This is a genomic window from Runella sp. CRIBMP, from assembly GCF_009905605.1.
In the GTDB taxonomy this organism is placed as follows: domain Bacteria; phylum Bacteroidota; class Bacteroidia; order Cytophagales; family Spirosomataceae; genus Runella.
Genome location: NZ_JAAAKZ010000018.1, coordinates 1 through 18,661, shown reverse-complemented (window position 1 = coordinate 18,661; position 18,661 = coordinate 1). Strand labels below are relative to the sequence as shown.

Annotated in this window: 16 protein-coding genes; 14 read left to right on the top strand and 2 right to left on the bottom strand. The window is 45.6% G+C overall.

The window, feature by feature from the left end; genetic code table 11:
* The first annotated feature begins 136 nt into the window (after positions 1-136).
* The 3 genes from GVN20_RS25610 (at position 137) to GVN20_RS25600 (ending at position 3,500) form a co-directional block, all read left to right on the top strand.
* Positions 137-811: a response regulator transcription factor gene (locus GVN20_RS25610; RefSeq protein WP_166561068.1), complete on the top strand. Its 675-nt coding sequence runs from the start codon at positions 137-139 to the stop codon at positions 809-811.
* The gene (locus GVN20_RS25605) at positions 811-2,214 is read left to right on the top strand and encodes a cell wall metabolism sensor histidine kinase WalK (protein WP_166561067.1); all 1,404 of its coding nucleotides are present in this window, start codon (positions 811-813) and stop codon (positions 2,212-2,214) included. Before GVN20_RS25610 ends, GVN20_RS25605 begins: the two co-directional genes overlap by 1 nt.
* A gap of 125 nt (positions 2,215-2,339) precedes the next feature.
* On the top strand, positions 2,340-3,500 hold the full coding sequence (locus GVN20_RS25600; protein WP_166561066.1) for a PLP-dependent aspartate aminotransferase family protein: 1,161 nt from the start codon (positions 2,340-2,342) through the stop codon (positions 3,498-3,500).
* An 80-nt stretch (positions 3,501-3,580) separates the two neighbouring features.
* Here the strand turns inward: GVN20_RS25600 and GVN20_RS25595 are convergent, their stop codons facing one another.
* Positions 3,581-4,735, bottom strand: coding sequence for a S9 family peptidase (locus tag GVN20_RS25595; protein WP_166561065.1), 1,155 nt, complete (start codon positions 4,733-4,735; stop codon positions 3,581-3,583).
* 10 nt (positions 4,736-4,745) lie between these two features.
* Positions 4,746-5,507, bottom strand: a complete 762-nt coding sequence (cobA, locus tag GVN20_RS25590; RefSeq protein ID WP_166561064.1) for a uroporphyrinogen-III C-methyltransferase — start codon at positions 5,505-5,507, stop codon at positions 4,746-4,748.
* Between the two features lie 392 nt (positions 5,508-5,899).
* Here cobA and nirB point away from each other — a divergent pair, with 392 nt between their 5' ends.
* From nirB to GVN20_RS25535, 11 genes are all read left to right on the top strand, one after another.
* Positions 5,900-8,419, top strand: coding sequence for a nitrite reductase large subunit NirB (gene nirB, locus GVN20_RS25585; protein ID WP_166561063.1), 2,520 nt, complete (start codon positions 5,900-5,902; stop codon positions 8,417-8,419).
* Between the two features lie 38 nt (positions 8,420-8,457).
* The gene (gene nirD / locus GVN20_RS25580; RefSeq protein ID WP_166561062.1) at positions 8,458-8,796 is read left to right on the top strand and encodes a nitrite reductase small subunit NirD; all 339 of its coding nucleotides are present in this window, start codon (positions 8,458-8,460) and stop codon (positions 8,794-8,796) included.
* Positions 8,797-8,807: 11 nt separating this feature from the next.
* Entirely contained in the window at positions 8,808-10,232 is a 1,425-nt protein-coding gene (locus tag GVN20_RS25575) for a histidine kinase (RefSeq protein WP_166561061.1), read from the top strand.
* Positions 10,233-10,242: 10 nt separating this feature from the next.
* The gene (locus GVN20_RS25570) at positions 10,243-10,896 is read left to right on the top strand and encodes a response regulator transcription factor (RefSeq protein ID WP_114068793.1); all 654 of its coding nucleotides are present in this window, start codon (positions 10,243-10,245) and stop codon (positions 10,894-10,896) included.
* 74 nt (positions 10,897-10,970) lie between these two features.
* Positions 10,971-11,777, top strand: a complete 807-nt coding sequence (locus GVN20_RS25565; protein WP_166561060.1) for a sulfite exporter TauE/SafE family protein — start codon at positions 10,971-10,973, stop codon at positions 11,775-11,777.
* Positions 11,778-11,811: 34 nt separating this feature from the next.
* The gene (locus GVN20_RS25560; RefSeq protein WP_166561059.1) at positions 11,812-12,189 is read left to right on the top strand and encodes a rhodanese-like domain-containing protein; all 378 of its coding nucleotides are present in this window, start codon (positions 11,812-11,814) and stop codon (positions 12,187-12,189) included.
* 276 nt (positions 12,190-12,465) lie between these two features.
* Positions 12,466-12,888, top strand: a complete 423-nt coding sequence (rpsL, locus tag GVN20_RS25555; protein ID WP_114068790.1) for a 30S ribosomal protein S12 — start codon at positions 12,466-12,468, stop codon at positions 12,886-12,888.
* Between the two features lie 130 nt (positions 12,889-13,018).
* Complete coding sequence (gene rpsG / locus GVN20_RS25550; RefSeq protein ID WP_114068789.1) at positions 13,019-13,486, top strand: 30S ribosomal protein S7; 468 nt, start codon at positions 13,019-13,021, stop codon at positions 13,484-13,486.
* 259 nt (positions 13,487-13,745) lie between these two features.
* Positions 13,746-16,610: a TonB-dependent receptor domain-containing protein gene (locus GVN20_RS25545; RefSeq protein ID WP_166561058.1), complete on the top strand. Its 2,865-nt coding sequence runs from the start codon at positions 13,746-13,748 to the stop codon at positions 16,608-16,610.
* Positions 16,611-16,634: 24 nt separating this feature from the next.
* Complete coding sequence (locus GVN20_RS25540) at positions 16,635-17,429, top strand: GLPGLI family protein (protein WP_166561057.1); 795 nt, start codon at positions 16,635-16,637, stop codon at positions 17,427-17,429.
* A gap of 18 nt (positions 17,430-17,447) precedes the next feature.
* Positions 17,448-18,542 (top strand): hypothetical protein, encoded by a 1,095-nt coding sequence (locus tag GVN20_RS25535; protein WP_166561056.1) that lies wholly within the window; start codon positions 17,448-17,450, stop codon positions 18,540-18,542.
* The last annotated feature ends 119 nt before the right edge of the window (positions 18,543-18,661 follow it).

Below are 18,661 nucleotides of genomic sequence, written 5' to 3'. Positions count from 1 at the left end.
ACCGTTTGGGTTTTGTGATTTCATATTGTTCATATTAAAAGGCGGTTAAAATCAAGCGTAAGGCTTTCGGTGAAAAAATCTTATCTTTAAAATTGGAGTCGGAATAAAGAACCACCATTTACTTAATTGTTTGTATATGAAAGTTTTAATTGTTGAAGACGAGCCAAAACTGGCGGGGTTTATAAAAAAAGGACTTGAAGAGCAAGCATGGGAAGTAGATGTAGCGTTTGACGGACAAATGGGCAGTAGTTTAGCCCTTTCAAATCCTTACGACGTCATTGTTTTGGACGTTAATCTTCCTAAAATGAACGGTTTTGAGTTAGCCGCTCTGTTGCGCAGGGAAAACATTCGTACTCCAATTCTGATGCTGACCGCCCTCGGAACCCTCAATGATAAACTGGCGGGCTTTGAATCAGGCGCCGACGATTATTTGGTTAAACCCTTTGAATTTCAAGAGCTTATTGTTCGACTTCGGGCGTTACAGAAACGAAATTCAGAAAGCGGACCCACAACCAATATTTTAAAAATCGCCGATTTGGAATTAGACCTGAATGAGCGAATCGCACGGCGCGAAGGGCATCGTATTGAACTGACAGCCAAAGAGTTTGGGCTATTGGAGTATTTTATGCGCAACCGTGGCAGGGTGGTTTCACGGGTAGATATTGCCGAAAAAGTCTGGGATATACATTTCGACACTGGCACCAATACCATCGATGTTTACGTTAATTTTCTGCGTAAAAAAATCGACAAAGAGTTTTCGCATAAGCTGATTCATACCGTCGTTGGCATGGGATATATTCTCAAAGAATAATGAAAAGAATACTGGACGTTCCGCATTGGAATGAGAATATGAACATTCGGCTGCGCCTCACGCTCCTCTTTGCGGTGTTGGTTGCTTCCATCATGCTGGCTTTTTCGTTGTCAGTTTACTATTTATACAATCAATTTCGGGAGCAAGAATTTAACAAACGCCTGCGCGACAAAGCCTTGACCACGGTTCGGCTTTTTGAAGATGTGGGGGGAATTACCGAAGAACTTCTACACGACATCGAACGCAACGACCTCACTACGATGTACAAAGAAGAAGTGACGGTCTATGATTCCAACAACAAAGTAGTTTATGACAGTAGGAAAGAGCCCTACATCATCACCCCTCAATTGCTGGCTCAAGCAAGAGAAGGAATTGATTTTAGTCTTCGGGATGGCGAAAAAGAAATCATTGGCGTCAGGTACGTAGACAAACGAAAACAGGTGCTGGTCGTGGTTGCGTACGCAATTGACGTGTACGGATTCAGTAAATTGGAAAGGTTACGTAACATTCTTATTACGGGTTGGGCCGTTAGTTTGCTGCTGGTTATTTTGGCAGGATGGCTTTTTGCGAGCGATGCTTTACGGCCTGTTTCGGATATTATTGAACAGGTAAAAAACATTTCAGCCCGCAATATCCACGAACGCCTCAAAGCCCGACGTCATAAAGATGAATTGGGACAATTGGTGGCTACTTTCAATGATTTGCTAAGCAGATTGGAGGAAGCTTTTAGCTCACAACGCAATTTTGTTTCACACGCTTCGCACGAATTACGCACCCCACTCACTATCATGATGGGGCAATTAGAAGTAGCTTTGCTTCAGAAAAGAACCGTCGAAGACTACCAACAAACCATCAAAGAAGCCATTGAAGAAGTAAAGAAAATGCGTGATTTAATCAATGGACTACTAGAACTTGCCCGCATCAACAATGACATATTTCAGTTGCATTTTCGTCCGTTAAATATTGATGATTTGTTGTGGCAGGTTCGCGAATCGTTGCTCATCCAATTTCCTAGCTATAACATTCAAATCGAGTTTGATGAATCGCAAGAAGAAGAAACAGAATTTAAAATCAAGGGCGATAAATCACTGCTTCAAATGGCTTTTCAAAACATCATGGAAAATGCCTGTAAATACTCAGAAGACCAACGCGTTAATGTGTCATTACTAGCCCATTCCGACACCATACGTATTTCTTTTACCGACCGGGGCATCGGTATTTCGGAAGAAGATTTACCTCATATTTTTGAACCTTTTTACCGAGGAGATTCTAGTAAATCTCGTAAAGGGCACGGTATCGGGCTGGCCCTTACCCAACGAATTATTCAACTTCACAACGGCAGTATCAGGGCTTTTTCTCAACTCGGAAAAGGCACCCGCTTTGTCATATCTCTCCCCTTGTAATCCCAAACCCGAAAGCCATTGCTCTCCTACGGTTGGATATTTCTGTCAGCAGTAGCACTAATAATTAGCGTAGTGTTCTATTTTCGCATTTTCATCGGGATATTACTGCGATAAATTCTCTTTACATGCACTATTCTCACATTATCAATGAGCTTGCCGAAGACCGCGAGCATTACTTCAACGCCGTTAGCCCGCCGATTGTACAAACTAGCAATTTCGTTTTTAATGATTTTGCTTCTCTGCGCGCGGCTTTTGAAGATGAAATGTCGGCCTACTTGTATTCTCGTGGCGTGAACCCAACCGTCGATATTTTACGCCAAAAATTAGCTGCCTTAGACGAAGCCGAAGATTGTTTGGTCCTAAACAGCGGCGCGTCGGCCATTTTTTGCGCGGTAATGTCCAATGTTCAGGCTGGCGACCACATTGTAAGCGTTCACAAACCCTATACTTGGGCGTGGAAATTGTTTGACAACATTCTGCCCCGGTACAATGTTTCGACCACTTACGTAGATGGTACGCTGATTGAAAATTTTGAAGCTGCCCTGCAACCCAACACTAAAGTGATTTATTTGGAATCACCCAATACCCTGACTTTTGATCTGCAAGATTTGGCAGCGGTGGCTCAACTGGCAAAATCGCGGGGCATTGTCACCATCATTGACAATAGTTACTGTTCGCCATTGTTCCAAAAACCGCATCGCTTTGGCATCGATTTATCCCTGCAATCGGCCACCAAGTACATCGGCGGGCATTCGGATACTGTGGCGGGAGTTTTGACGGGCAGTAAAGCCATGATTAAGCAGATTTTTGACCGTGAAGCCCTCAATACGGGTGCTTTTATATCTCCTTTTAACGGTTGGTTGCTATTAAGAGGCTTACGAACGTTGCCAATTCGGCTGAAACATATTTCGGAAAGTACCCACAAAGTGGTCGCTTTTTTGAAAAATCACCCCGCCGTTGAGCGCGTTTATTTTCCACTAGACCCTGATTTTCCGCAGTATGAATTGGCAAAAAAACAAATGACCGGGGCTTGCGGTTTGGTAACCATTGCGCTCAAAGTAGAACGATATGACCAAATTGAGAAATTTGCTAAAACCCTAAAACACTTCTTATTAGCAGTAAGTTGGGGTGGCCACGAATCACTCATCATGCCCAAATGCGCGGGCCTGCACCCCCAAGAATTTGATGCCCAAAATCCAGAACACCATCTGGTACGGCTTTATATAGGTCTGGAAGAAGTTGACTATCTGATTGAAGATTTGAAACAAGCACTGAATAGCTTATGAAAAAATCGCGGTGTGAGATGATTCTAACCAGGGGCTACATCGGCGTACCCACCCAGCCCGTCTAACACCGCGATGCAATACTATTTCAACAGCGCCATTACCGCCTCTTCACTAGCCACGGCATTGGTAGGACGCGGATGGGCTTCGTTAAACACTTCAAGGTCTTTGCGGTCGAGCAGCTTGGCATGGCTTTCATCAATGCTATCGTCGGCTTTGGTTACTTTCGAGATGTCCAATTTTAAATGCTTGGCTAAAAAACGGTACGCTGCCGCACGTTTTGAGGGGCCGTAGTCGTGCTTTTCGTTGGGCAGGTGTACATTTTCAACCAAATTTTCTTTGCCATATAATCCGTAGATTTTTTGTAAATGTGGATATTCCACTTCTGGATTATTTTTAGTCCAGTCGGCACCGTCCGACACCAACAACATGGGCCGCGGGGCCGCCAATGCCGCAATTTCTACGTTATTGGTTTGAAAGCCCCCTTTTTTATGAACGGGCATTCCACTTTCACACACACAACCGCCGAAAAAATGCGCAGATACCATCACCACTGGCACCGAAACTTTGATACGAGGGTCCAACGCTGTGAGCATAAAAGTCTGCGTTCCACCGCCCGATTCTCCAGTTACCCCTACCCGATTCTTATCAATATTGGGTTGTGACAATAAAAAATCTAATGCTCGAATGCTGTTGATGGTCTGAAGTTTAAAGGCTTTGGGGATTTTGTGCGTGCTCAGCTGCGAATCGCTGTACCCAATCATATCATAAGCAAACACCACCGCGCCCATGCGGGCCAAATTGGCGCACCTAAACTGCATCGGTTCCAGAAAACGTGCATCTGGCTTAGCGGTATGCCCATGCGGACACAAGACCGCCGCAAAAGGGCCTTTTTGGTTCAGTGGTTTATAGAGGTTACCCGTTACATAATACCCATCTATGCTCTCAAATGCCACATTTTCAATGGTATACCCATCCATTTCTCTCCTACTGTGAATAATCGGCTTTGAGGAAGGGCGCGGAGGCATTTTTTGCAATTCGCTGCCTTCCAAAATACGATTCCTGATTTGTTGCGCTCTGATTTCCCATTCTTGTTTGGACGCAGGAACGTGTTGCCCCAAAAAATTTTTCCCCTGAGGCTCGGTAAAATACGCACCTTGACAAAGTTCAGGTGTCGCTTGGGCATACGAAAGCTGACAAACCACGGAGGTAGTAAGCAATAATAAAAGGCGTTTCATACAGAGGTTTTTAGTAACTCAAAGCCGAAAGCCTCTCCATTCTACCTTTTTCATAAGAGGGGTGCAGTCGTACTACTTCGCCGATAATGATAATTGCGGGATTGGCCAATGCCTCTTTTTCAACGACTTCAATGATGGTATCAACCGTACCCAACCCTATCTTTTCTTCGGGAGTACTGCCGTTTTGGATGATGGCTACGGGCGTATCGCCTTTGCCAGCCTCGGCAAGTTCAGCCACGATTTGCGCCAAATGCTGCATTCCCATCAAAATCACCAAGGTAGCGGAGCTTTGCGCCGCCTTGCCTACATCTTTAGAAAGCGTATGATTTTTTGTGGTTCCAGTCAATACCCAAAAACTTTCGCTCACCCCACGGCAAGTCAGCGGAATTCCCGCCAAGGCAGGGACGGCAATACTGCTTGAAATGCCCGGCACAACGGTTGTTTCAATACCGAAATCTTGGGCAAAAACAATCTCTTCATAGCCGCGTCCAAACACAAACGAGTCGCCGCCTTTGAGTCTGACCACGTGGCCGTAGTTGAGGGCATAATCTACAATGAGCTGATTCAAATCCTGCTGGACAAATTCACAACGCCCGCGACGCTTGCCAACAAATACGATGTGGGCGTGGGCTGGCGCGTACGTGAGAAGTTCGGTAGAAACAAGGGCATCGTACAATACCACATCTGCCGACTGAATAGCTTTAAGTCCTTTGAGAGTGAGGAGCTCAGGGTCTCCCGGACCTGCTCCCACGAGTGTTAATTTTGGTTTCATCGTTAATCCCGTTTTTAAAAATGAATGCATCCAGAAACAGGGCCGCCACCCTTTATCTACTCAGTATTTTCTGGACCTACTTTTAATGCTTACACAAACGCTTTTTGTACTTTATAAATACTTTATTGAAATATTATTTTGCTAAGTAGCTATTTTAAAAAATATTTAATCAAAAATAGTGAATTTTGAGAAATTAAGTATTATTTTTAAGTAATAATTTAAACAACACTACTATTTTTGCAAAAACAACATTCAATAATATCCTTTTTATTATTCTTTTTTGCAAAAACAACAATTTTTAGTTTTAAGGTAAAACAGGTATTAATTTAACTATTTTGATAAAAAGCAGTAAATAACAAAGAGTACTTAGGGATTCTCAAAACAACATTTTCATGGCACAACCTCAAAAGGTAGTGGTAGTAGGCAACGGAATGGTAGGCTATAAGTTCTGCGAAAAGTTGCTGAATAAAGCGGGTGGCGGCTCGTTTTCTATCACGGTAATCGGCGAAGAACCTCGGCCAGCGTACGATCGGGTTCATCTTTCCGCTTATTTCTCAGGCACGTCGGTCGACGAGCTTACAATGGCACCCGCAAGTTGGTACGCCGAAAACGGCATCCAACTCCTTACGGGCGAGTGCGTATTGCACATCCACCCCGAAGCGCATTACGTCATGACCCACACCGGGCGAAAAATCGAGTACGACAAACTCATTCTCGCTACGGGCTCTTCGGCGTTTGTCCCCCCTGTACCGGGCGTAGAAAAAGAAGGGGTCTTTGTCTATCGCACCATCGAAGATTTAGACGCCATCATAAGTTATGCGCAGGGAGCTAGCCGAGCGGCGGTAATTGGAGGCGGACTTTTGGGGCTAGAAGCCGCCAAAGCCACCCTCGACCTCGGCCTCGAAACGCACGTTATTGAGTTTGCTCCGCGCCTCATGCCCCGGCAATTGGACGCCGCTGGGGCGGGAATGCTCAAACGTAAAATGGAAGCCTTGGGGATTCAAATTCACCTTAATAAAAATACAGCTCACTTCGAGGGAGAATCCAACGTAAAAGGGCTTGCCTTTGTGGACAATACCTCGTTGGAGGTAGATATGGTGGTGGTTTCAGCGGGTATTCGCCCCCGCGACGAACTGGCCAAACAAGCTGGCTTGGGCGTTGGCCCCCGGGGCGGAATCATGGTCAACGACGAACTACAAACCACCGATTCCGATATTTATGCCATCGGCGAATGTGCTTTGCACAAAGGAATGATTTACGGACTAGTTGCGCCTGGCTACGAAATGGCTGAGGTAGTAGCCAATAATCTCACGCTGTCTATTGCCAAAAAAGGAGATGTTAAATCCTTTCACGCCTTTGATATGTCGACCAAACTTAAATTGATTGGAGTCGACGTAGCCAGTTTCGGGGAACCTTTTTGCGAGCATACGCCCCACGACACCATCGTGGTAGAAGATAAACTCAAAGGTATTTACAAACGCCTCAACGTAACCACCGACGGAAAACACCTCTTAGGGGGAATTCTGGTGGGCGAAGCAGACAATTATAATATGCTGCTTCAAATGGTCAAAAATCAAATGATTTTACCGCCCAACCCAGAAGATTTGGTCATGCCAGTCCGCAAAGGCGAAAGCGCTGGTGCTGGCATGGGTGTAGCTTCCTTACCCGACGACGCAAGCATTTGTTCCTGCGAAAATATTACAAAAGGCACCATTTGCGAAGCCATTGAAGGGCAGAATCTGGGTGACGTAGCGGCCATTAAAAAATGCACCAAGGCAGGTACGGGTTGCGGTGGCTGTGTTCCGATGTTGTCTGATTTATTGACCGAAACGCTCAAAAAACAAGGCAAAACGGTCAAAAAAGTACTGTGTGAACATTTTGACTACTCGCGCCAGGAAATGTATCACCTCATCAAAATGTCGGGCACGCGTACCTTCGACGAAGTGCTAGAAAAACACGGCAAAGGCTGCGGCTGCGAAGTTTGTAAACCCGCCGTAGCTTCTATGCTGGCGAGTATTTACAATGACGTGATTGCCAAGCAAGCCGTTATTCAAGACACCAATGACCGATACCTAGCCAACATTCAGCGCGGCGGCACGTATTCGGTCGTACCGCGCGTACCTGGTGGCGAAATCACTGCCGACCAATTGATTGCCCTCGGAACCGTTGCTAAAAAATACGACCTTTACTGCAAAATCACTGGTGGTCAGCGGGTTGATTTATTTGGCGCACGCGTAGAGCAACTTCCTTTTATTTGGGAAGAACTGATTGATGTAGGGTTCGAAAGTGGGCACGCCTACGGCAAAGCTTTGCGCACCGTAAAAAGCTGCGTCGGCAATACGTGGTGCCGTTTTGGCGTGCAAGACGCCGTAGGGTATGCGGTCAGAATCGAGAATCGTTACAAAGGAATTCGTGCTCCCCACAAGCTTAAGAGTGCGGTGTCGGGTTGTACCCGAGAATGCGCCGAAGCACAAAGCAAAGACTTTGGCATTATTGCGACCGAAAAAGGCTGGAACCTGTATCTCTGCGGCAACGGGGGCATCAAGCCCCAACACGCCGTGCTTTTTGCAAGCGACCTCGACGATGACACCTGCATCAAGTACATCGACCGGTTTTTGATGTTTTATATCAAAACCGCCGAGCCACTCCAACGCACCGCCACGTGGTTTAACAAACTAGAAGGCGGGCTGGAGTACCTACGCGACGTGATTATCAACGACAGCCTGGGGATTTGTGAGGAGCTGGAAAAAGAAATGGAATACTTGATTGAAACGTACCATGACGAATGGCGAGTGGCCGTCGAAACACCCGAAATTCGGGCACGATTTACCCACTTTGTCAATTCGGAAGAAGCGGACCCAACCCTTGAATTTGTAGAAATGAGAGGCCAAAAACGTCCGTCAGACTGGTAAAAACAACGTATCTAATCATCATTTATTCGACAATTCTCATGACAACTCAACATACAACTTGGTTTAAAGCGGCCCCGATATCAGCGTTTCCCGAAAATGGCGGAGCCTGTGTAAAATACCATGACCGGCAAATTGCGGTGTTCCATTTCAAACAATTGGACAAATGGTATGCCACCGACAACGAATGTCCTCACAAGCACCAGATGATTTTGAGCCGAGGGATGCTCGGCGACCAACAGGGACATCCTAAAGTAGCGTGCCCATTTCATAAAAAAACCTTTTCGCTCGAAACGGGCCTCAACCTGCAAGGCGAAGACTATTGCATCAATGTATACCCCGTCAAAGTAGAAGACGGATTCGTTTTTATTGGCGTCTAAAACCATGAATCATGCCCCTACGTATTCCCAAACGGTTCACCCGATTGTATATCACGGCTTTATCGTTAGTTGCTTTTTTAACGATATTGGGGCAAATCTTGGTCCAAAACACCCTTAAAGACGGCCTGAATGACTCTTGGTTGGTCAATTTTGCAGGGCGGCAGCGCTTTCAAAGTCAGCTGATTGCCAAAACCGCCCTGCTCCTCACTCAACGTCCCGATTTGGCCGACCAAAGCACTCAATTGAAAGAGTTTAAAAGGGTATTGGCCGATTGGGAAGACCACCAGGATCAACTCCAAACGGGCAACCTACGGGATATTTCGGCCACTTACGTCAATAGTGACACTGTAAGAGCAATGTTTGTGGATATAGAACCTCATTTCAGGGCCATTCAACAAAATGCCCATTCGGTACTGAAGTGGATGGAAAAGCCTGGAGACTCGGCCAGCATTGACTTATCAGTTCGTAATATTTTTGCGCACGAACTGATTTTTTTACACAAAATGAATCAAATCGTATTTCAATACGATAAAGAAGCAAAAGAAAAAGTAACTCGCCTTCGTCGTATTGAACTATGGCTGATGGCTTTAACGTTGGTTATACTATTGTTGGAGGGGTTGTTTATTTTCCGCCCAGCGGTAGGGAAATTACGCGAAACAATCGCTCAATTGATGGATGCACGCGAAAACACGATGATTGCTAACCGGGAACTTCAAAACGCGTATCAACAACTGCGCGACACGCAGGCGCAGCTATTGGAAGCCACCCAACTCCGCCACCAGCAAGAAATCAAAGAGCATAAAATTCGGGCTTCGGCGCTTTTGCAAGGACAGGAAGAAGAGCGCAAACGCCTCTCAAAAGAAATGCACGACGGGGTAGGGCAAATGCTTACGGGCCTAAAACTAATTGCTGAAAATTTTGGCGAAACCAAAGAATGGAGCCCGCGAGACCTCCGCAATGCGCAAGATTTGCGGACCGTTATCAGCCAAACGATTCAGGAAGTCAGAACCATCTCCCACAACCTGATGCCGACCGTCCTCAATGATTTTGGCATCGACTTGGCCTTGAAACAATTGATGGATTCAACGGCGCGAAATACAAGCGCTCAGCTGACTTTTACTTCCAATTTGAAGGAAAAACGTCTGGACAGGAATGTTGAGATAGGACTCTACCGAATTGCGCAGGAAGCCATTAATAATGCCGTAAAGCACTCAGAAGCAACACAAATCAGTCTGGATGTTTCGCTGAGCAACAAAAAAGTAACCCTTCGGGTGACCGACAATGGCAAGGGTTTTAATGCTGCTCGAAAAAAATCAACTGCCACCAATGGACTACGCAATCTTCACGAACGAGCGCATTTGCTTGATGGTGTATTGAAAATCAACTCAGCCATCGGGCGCGGCACCGAAGTCATTGCAAAAATACCCCAATTATAATCAACAAACGATGAAAAAAATCCAAGTACTGCTCGTAGACGACCACACCATTGTTCGAAATGGCCTACGGTCTATTTTAGAAAACACCGACGAAGTAGAGGTCATCGGCGAAGCCTCCAACGGCGAAGAAGCCCTCGAAAAAATCCCCCTTCTCAAACCGCAAATTATCCTCGTTGACATCTCAATGCCGGGTATCTCAGGCATTGAATTGATTAAAAAAGTAACGAAGCAGTGGACCAATATCCGGCCCATTATTCTCTCAATGCACAACGACGACGCCTATATCCTCAAGTCGGTTGAAGCAGGCGCGTATGGTTATTTGCTCAAAGATGCCACCCGCGACGAAATTCTGACCGCCCTTCATGCCGTCAAAAATGGAGAGAAATACTTCAACGCATCAGTGGCGAGCGTGATTGTAAGCGGCTATTTATCTCAGGTACAGAAGGTTGAAAAAGCGACCGAGTCACGCAAAACGCTTTTATCAAAAAAAGAAAGGGAAGTATTGCGATTGTTGGTAGAAGGAATGAGCAGTCGCCAAATTGCCGACCAACTGGATTTAAGCGTTCGTACCGTCGACAATCACCGCGCCAACATGATGCGCCGACTTCAGGTACACAACGCCGCCGAACTCGTCAAACTGGCTTTGGAAGAAAAATTACTCTAATTTTGGAAACATAGTCAACGTTCGGCCCCAAGACACGCAAGTTGTGGTGCGTCGTTCGGGGCAACGTTTATTAAATGGAAATCGCTGGCTTCATCGGGGCATTTTTAATGGGACTATCGCTGGGCCTTGTGGGGAGTGGTGGCTCCATTCTCACCGTACCCATTCTCGTTTATTTATTTTATATTGATACCCTGATTGCTACCACTTACTCGCTTTTTATTGTAGGCATTACGAGTTTGGTCGGCGCAACTGTACGCGCTGGTGCTGGCAATATTCACTGGCCCACCACGCTGGTCTTTGGTATTCCCTCGCTGACCGCTGTTTATCTGACTCGGTCTTTAGTCCTCCCACTTATCCCTCCCGTTATTTATCAACTGGGCGATTTCGTACTCACCAAATCCCTATTTTTACTGCTTCTCTTCGCAATACTCATGCTCGTTGCTTCTTTTTTCATGATTAGAGACCAAGAAGAAACGACCGCAGAAGATAACACTGTAGGAACTATCTCCTACAATCTGTTTTCGTTATCTATAAAAGGAATGCTGGCAGGATGCGTAACGGGACTTTTAGGAGCTGGAGGTGGATTTCTCATTATTCCAGCATTGGTTCTGATGGCAAATCTCCCGATGAAAAAAGCCATAGGCACTTCGTTGGTAATTATTACGGCCAATTCTTTTATGGGTTTTTGGCGCGACTATCAATGGCATCAACTCATCGACTGGCGCTTCTTAGTCTACTTTTCAACCATCGCCATTACGGGAATTTTAACGGGCAGCTCCATAGCCCACAAAATCAGCGGCGAAAGGCTCAAACCCATTTTTGGTTATTTTATTCTCTTGATGGGGGTCTTCATTATTTTTAAAGAGCTATTTTTGAGGTAATATTTCAAAACCATCATTTTAACTTTATTCTGATATGAAATCGTTTCTTTTATCTTTCATTTTGCTAGTCGCCGTAAGTTGCCTTAACGGCGCTTTTGCCCAAACCAATCTTGACACCAAAGCCTTCGTTCAAAAGTTCAAGGAAACGCCCAAGGCACAATTACTAGACGTACGCACCCCCAACGAATGGAACGCTGGAAAAATCGAATCCTCCAAATGCGTTAATTTCATGGACGCTGACTTTAAACAGCAAGTCGAGAAGTTGGACAAATCCAAGCCTGTATTTGTGTATTGCGCCGCCGGCGGCCGCAGCGCCAAAGCTTCCAAAATCCTGAAAGAAGCAGGTTTTAAAGAAATTTATAACCTCCAAGGAGCAGGCTATGCCGATTTGGCCAAAGAAGGCATCAAATAATCGTAGGGGCGGGGCCACATCGATGGACCGTTCTCCTCCGCTTTGCCGCCTAAAGCGAAGAGATATATTTTGTACGCCTGATTTTATTTTGCCCAGTATCCGCTTATTCTGTCAAAAAAGGGCGATTTGCTTCGTTAAAAGGGGCGGAGGCGAGCCCCGCCCCTACGGATTCTTCAAAAAACTTCTCTCTTAATTTTTGCATTCCCGCAAAAACCCGCTATTTTTGCACTCCCATTTTTGGGGTGGTATAACCATTTTTGAAAAAACCAGCATAAAATGCCAACTATTTCACAGTTAGTACGCAAAGGACGTGAACAAATGACGTGGAAATCTAAGTCTCCGGCCTTAGATTCGTGCCCACAACGTCGCGGTGTATGCACGCGTGTATACACAACGACCCCGAAGAAGCCAAACTCGGCTTTGCGCAAAGTAGCGCGTGTACGTTTATCAAACATGAAGGAAGTCAACGCTTACATCCCAGGCGAAGGACACAACCTCCAAGAGCACTCAATCGTATTGGTGCGTGGTGGTCGTGTAAAAGACCTTCCAGGGGTACGTTATCACGTAGTGCGTGGTGCGCTTGATACTGCCGGTGTAAACGGTCGTAAGCAAAGCCGCTCACTTTACGGAGCAAAACGTCCGAAACCAGGTCAGGTAGCACCCGCAGGAAAAGGCGCTCCGGCTAAGAAGAAGAAGTAATTTGAGCGTTTAGTCGCTCGTCCTTTTTGTTTGCGTAATACAGTACAATAGCATAAAAGGGTAGTAATCCCGGGCAAAGGTTCGGGGTGAATCAGTTGAAAAACGAAACCTACATTAACAACTCAGTACAATGAGAAAGGCAAAACCGAAAAAAAGATACCTATTACCTGACCCTAAATACAGGGACGTAATGGTAACCAAGTTTGTAAACAACTTGATGTTGCAAGGCAAAAAAAGCACCGCCTATGATATTTTCTACGGCGCGTTGGAAATTGCCGAAAAACGTCTTAGCGAAAGCGGTCTTGAAATCTGGCGCAAAGCGTTGAACAACGTAATGCCTGCTGTAGAAGTAAAAAGCCGCCGTGTAGGTGGTGCCAACTTCCAGGTTCCTACCGAAGTTCGTCCCGACCGTAAAATTGCGTTAGGAATGAAATGGATGATTAAATACGCTCGTTTACGCGGTGAAAAAACCATGCGTGATCGTTTGGCCGCTGAAATCATCGCCGCTTCAAAAGGTGAAGGTGCTTCAGTAAAGAAGAAAGACGATACGCACCGTATGGCTGAAGCCAACAAGGCGTTCTCGCACTTCCGTTTCTAGTAATTAGGAAAGAAGATACAAAAAAGAGCCTTCTCGCAAGAGTTGGCTCTTTTTTTTGGCCTTACTGTAACCTTTTTCTCAAAATCAAGTAGTCGTTAATGCTTATATTACAGTATTCAAAAATATACAACATTCTTAAATATAAATTATTTAATTTCCTTGACAATAAACTAAATCTTTAGTACGTTTACACCTTTATAGTAGCCGTGAAAAATACACCATCCATCCATCCTTAATTTAAACCTTTACCTAAACAGCCATGCGTAAACTTCTCCTTTTGGCCCTACTGTGGCCATGCATGAGTGTATTGTATGCTCAAACGCCCAATCGCTTTCAAATTCAAGGTATTACCGCCGACACCTCATCTACTCCGCTGGGTTCTGCCACGGTGATGCTACTCCAGCGTAAAGATTCCTCACTGGTTAATTTTACCCGCACCAACGACAAAGGCGCCTTTGCCATGCGCAACGTAAAGCGCGGAGATTATCTGCTCAAAATCTCGTACGTCGGCTACATTCCTTTTCAACAAGACATTATTTTTGGCGACAAAGAAATCGTCGACTTAGGAACCCTCAAATTAAAAGCCATTACCAAAGAGCTCTTTGAGGTAGTGGTCAAGACGGCTCGCGCGCCCCTGAGTATCAAAGGAGATACGATTGAGTACAACGCCGCGTCGTTTAAAGTACCTCCTGGCTCAACGGTCGAAGATTTATTACGCAAGCTTCCTGGCGTTCAGGTAGACCAAAACGGCAACATTATTGCCCAAGGCCAGCAAGTACAGAAAGTAACCGTAGATGGAAAACGTTTCTTCGGGAGCGACCCTAAAATGGCCACCCAAAACCTTCCCGCCGACGCCATTACTAAAGTGCAGATTTTCAACGACAAGACTGAGCAATCAAAAGTGACGGGCGTAGACGATGGGAAACAAGAAAAAACGGTCAACCTCGAACTCAAAGAGGGATTTAAGAAAGGAGGCTTTGGAAAACTGACCGCTGGATTGGGAGCCGACGGCAACGGCAACGCTGGACCACGCGGCGAAATCAAAGGAAATTACAATAAGTTTGACGATAAAAACCAGTTTTCGGTCATAGGATTGACCAATAACACCAACCAAACTGGAATGTCATGGGATGATTATCAGGATTTTAGAGGCAGTAGCTCCTTCAACAGTTGGAACGACAACGGCGATTTTGGTTTTGGCGGCGGCGGCGGTCGATTCATCATCATTGGCGGTGACGACGACGGCGGGCTCAGCATTCCAGTCGGCGGCGGCAACGGTCGCGGCTACTCCAACAACATTGCGGGCGGTATCAACTACAATTACAACACCAAAAAAATCAAGACCAACGCCAGTTATTATTACAACTCTACCCGGCAGGTAGTGGATGCAGTGCGCAACCGCGAGAACTTCCTACAAAACGGCTCTTTTAAGACCGAAGAAGAAAGCAGCCAAATCAATTTCGTCGGCAATCACCGACTCTCGTTCCGCCATGAACAAACCGTTGACTCACTCAATGCCTTTATTTTTACCAACAACAGCCGCTATAACGTGGGTGATACCCGACTGAACAGCCTTCAGGAATTTTTCAGAAACAACAATTTCAAATCCAACGAAACCACCATCAACAACGCCACCAACGTGGATAAAATTGAAACGGCCAACACATTGATTTACCGCTTGAAATTTAAGAAAAATAAAGGACGGAGTTTTGCCGCAAGTGCTTCCTATAACTTTACCAACAACGACGGAATTGCCGACCAAAAATCGCTTAACTTATTCTACAACGCCACCGATCCCACCGATGTAATGCGCCGCATGTTGGATTTAACCAACAACACTGGCAGTCGAGTGAGCCAGATAAAATCTAGTTTGCTATTTGTGGAGCCATTTGCTAAGCGCTTTTTCTGGGAAAGTTTTGTCAACCTGAGCTACCGTTCCGACAACGTAGATCGCGACGTATTTGACCTCGCCAAAGACAGCGGTCGCCGGGTGCCTGTTGATAGTTTAAGCAGTTTTTATAAAAACAGTTACAACTACGCCCGGATAGGAAGCAGTGTGCGGTACTCCTACAAAGGGTTGAATTTTTCAGGAGGGTTGGCGGTACAGAGCTTCCAAATTGACGGCAAATTTGCACTTGGCCAAAACCCAGCTTCTTTTATCAACATCAATCGGCGGTTTACGACGTGGATACCCAACGCTTCGTTGAATTATGACCTCAAAAATAACCGGTATTTGTGGTCGGGCTATGATGTGAGCGTGAGTCAACCTTCGACCCGTGATTTACAACCCGTCATTGACAACAGCAACCCGCTGATTATCCGTCAAGGAAATCCAGATTTGTTACCGACGGTAAACCATAACATCAATTTTGGGTACAACATGTTCAATCCAGCCAGTTTTATGAACGTCAATGTTAACATGTATTATTCATACAATGTAAACCAAGTTGTTTATAATCAACAAGTTGACCCTACAACCTTGATTACGGTGACCAAACCAGTAAATATCACGGGCGGCCAAAACATTGGTTCTTATATCGGCTTTGGATTTCCGATAAAGAAAACCAAAGCGTCGATGAACATTAACTTCAACCCCGGCTTCAGCAAAAACCTCACGCCCATCAACGGCGTACTGAACCAAACCAACACCGATAGTTATCGGTTTGGAACGCGGCTTGATTTGACCCCCAGCGACAATTTTACGATTTTTGCCAACGCCAACTGGAGCGTCAGCAATACGCGCTACTCTATCAACACTGGTCAAAATCAGCAGATTGTCAACCATAGCTACGGTGGTACGATGAACATCCGCTTGCCCAAAGATTTCTTCATTAACTCCAACCTCAATTACCAAATTTACAAAAACGAGCGTTTTGGTTTTAACCAGCAAGTCCCGATTCTGAACACCTCTATCTATAAAATTCTGGGCAAAGCCAAGAAGGCCGAAATCAGACTTTCTATCTATGATGTCTTCAATCGCAACTTGGGGGTGAGTCAGTTTGCCAACCAAAACTACGTATCTCAGGAGCGTATTCAGACCTTGGCCCGCTACGGAATGTTGAGCTTTACGTACAATATGCGCGGCATGAATACCAACATCAAACGCAGAGGCGGATTTTTCTAAAACCGAAAAACAAGAAACCAAAAAATGAAAAATATAAAACTATCCACTGTTCGCTATCAGCTTCGCCAGTCAGGATTTGCTATTCTGGCGCTCATAAGCCTAGGTTTTTCCATTTCGGCCAAAGCGCAACAAACCGAAGGCATGGTGACGTACGAGTATAAGTATTATTGGACGAAAGTTAACTCGCGCCTCACGTTTTTGAGTAAAGAAGAAAAAGATCGCATGAAATTGACGTGGGGCAACGAAGAGGACGGCCCGGGGACCAAAATGAAGTTGACGTTCAACGATAAACAGAGCATTTACACGTATTTTAGCGACCAAGGCCAAACCGAAGATGGGCGGTATTCATGGCGACAGAGTGATTACCTGATTCATCGTAATTTTGAGCAGGAAAAACTCATTGAAAATCACGAAATGTTGGGCAAAACTTACCTGCTCGAAGATTCGTTGATGACCTATAATTGGCGTATCCAAAATCAAATCAAGGATGTTGCTGGCTACGTTTGTATGAAAGCCGAAACCTTTGACCCCATCAAAAACCATAAAATTACGGCGTGGTTTGCTCAAGACATTCCCGTGCCAGCAGGCCCTGAGCGCTATTTTGGTTTACCAGGACTCATTTTAGAACTAGACATCAACGACGGTGATGTGATTGTAGCGGCCCAAAAAGTAGAATTGAAAAACGTGGATAAAGAGCTTGCTTTACCCAAAATGAAGGGTAAAAAAATCAAAAACAACGACTACGACCAGATGCTCAAAAAACACATTTTTGACAGTATAAAAGCACAACGAAACCCTTATTGGTCAATCAGATACTAACATCTGATACCCAAAAATATGGCTTTTCTCCAACGGTTTGCGATTGTATTGTTCAGTATATGTTGGCTGGCAGCTACGGCCAACCCTCCCAAACGAAACACAAAAATCTCCATCGTTGGAGAAAAGTTTTATATCAACGGAAAGCCTACTTTTAAGGGGCGCGTCTGGAATGGCTACAAGATAGAAGGCTTGCTGCCCAACTCACGTATGGTGCAGGCCACGTTTGACGACCGCAATCCCACCACCCGCGCGCAGTGGGCATACCCTGACACCAAACAGTGGGACCCCGACCGCAATACCGACGAGTTTTTGGCCGCCATGCCCGTTTGGAAACAACATGGGCTGTTGGCGGTTACACTCAACCTTCAAGGAGGCAGCCCACAGGGATATTCCAAAGACCAACCTTGGCATAATTCAGCGTTTAACGAGGATGGAAGTTGGAATCCCTATTATTGGAATCGACTCAAAAAAATCCTTGACCGTGCCGATGAACTAGGCATGATTGCCATTGTAGGCTTCTTTTACTTCGGCCAAGATGAACGCCTGAAAGATGAAGCAGCCGTAATCAGGGCAGTCGACAATGCTACCGATTGGCTCTTGGAAGCAGGCTATCAAAATGTATTGATTGAGATTAACAACGAGTGCAATATTCGCTACGACCACGCCATTCTTCAACCTGAGCGCGTACACGAACTAATACAACGAGTGAAGCGCAAAAAGGTGAAAGGACGACGGTTATTGGTCAGTACGAGCTACGGCGGCGGGGCTATTCCGAAGGAAAATGTAGTACGCGAAGCGGATTTTTTACTGCTTCACGGCAATGGTGTCAGCGACCCAGCCAAGATTGTCGATATGGTCAACAAAACGCGCGCTGTGGCGGGTTATCGGCCCATGCCGATTGTATTCAACGAAGATGACCACTTCAACTTTGATAAGCCCCTAAACAACTTCGTGGCCGCTACGAGCGCCTATGCTTCTTGGGGATTTTTTGATTATCGAATGAAAGACGAAGGTTTCGACGAAGGCTATCAATCGGTGCCCGTCAATTGGCAGATAAGCTCCCCACGCAAACGAGGCTTTTTTGAGAAACTGAAGGAGATAACAGGGTTGTAAAGAACCAAAAATTGATAAACCGAACAGGCACGGTCCGCCGTTCATATCTTTGAAGTTCATTGAAATTGTTGGAAAAAGTACAATTTTGGGGTAGTTGTTTGACAGGGGTGAACAGCAGC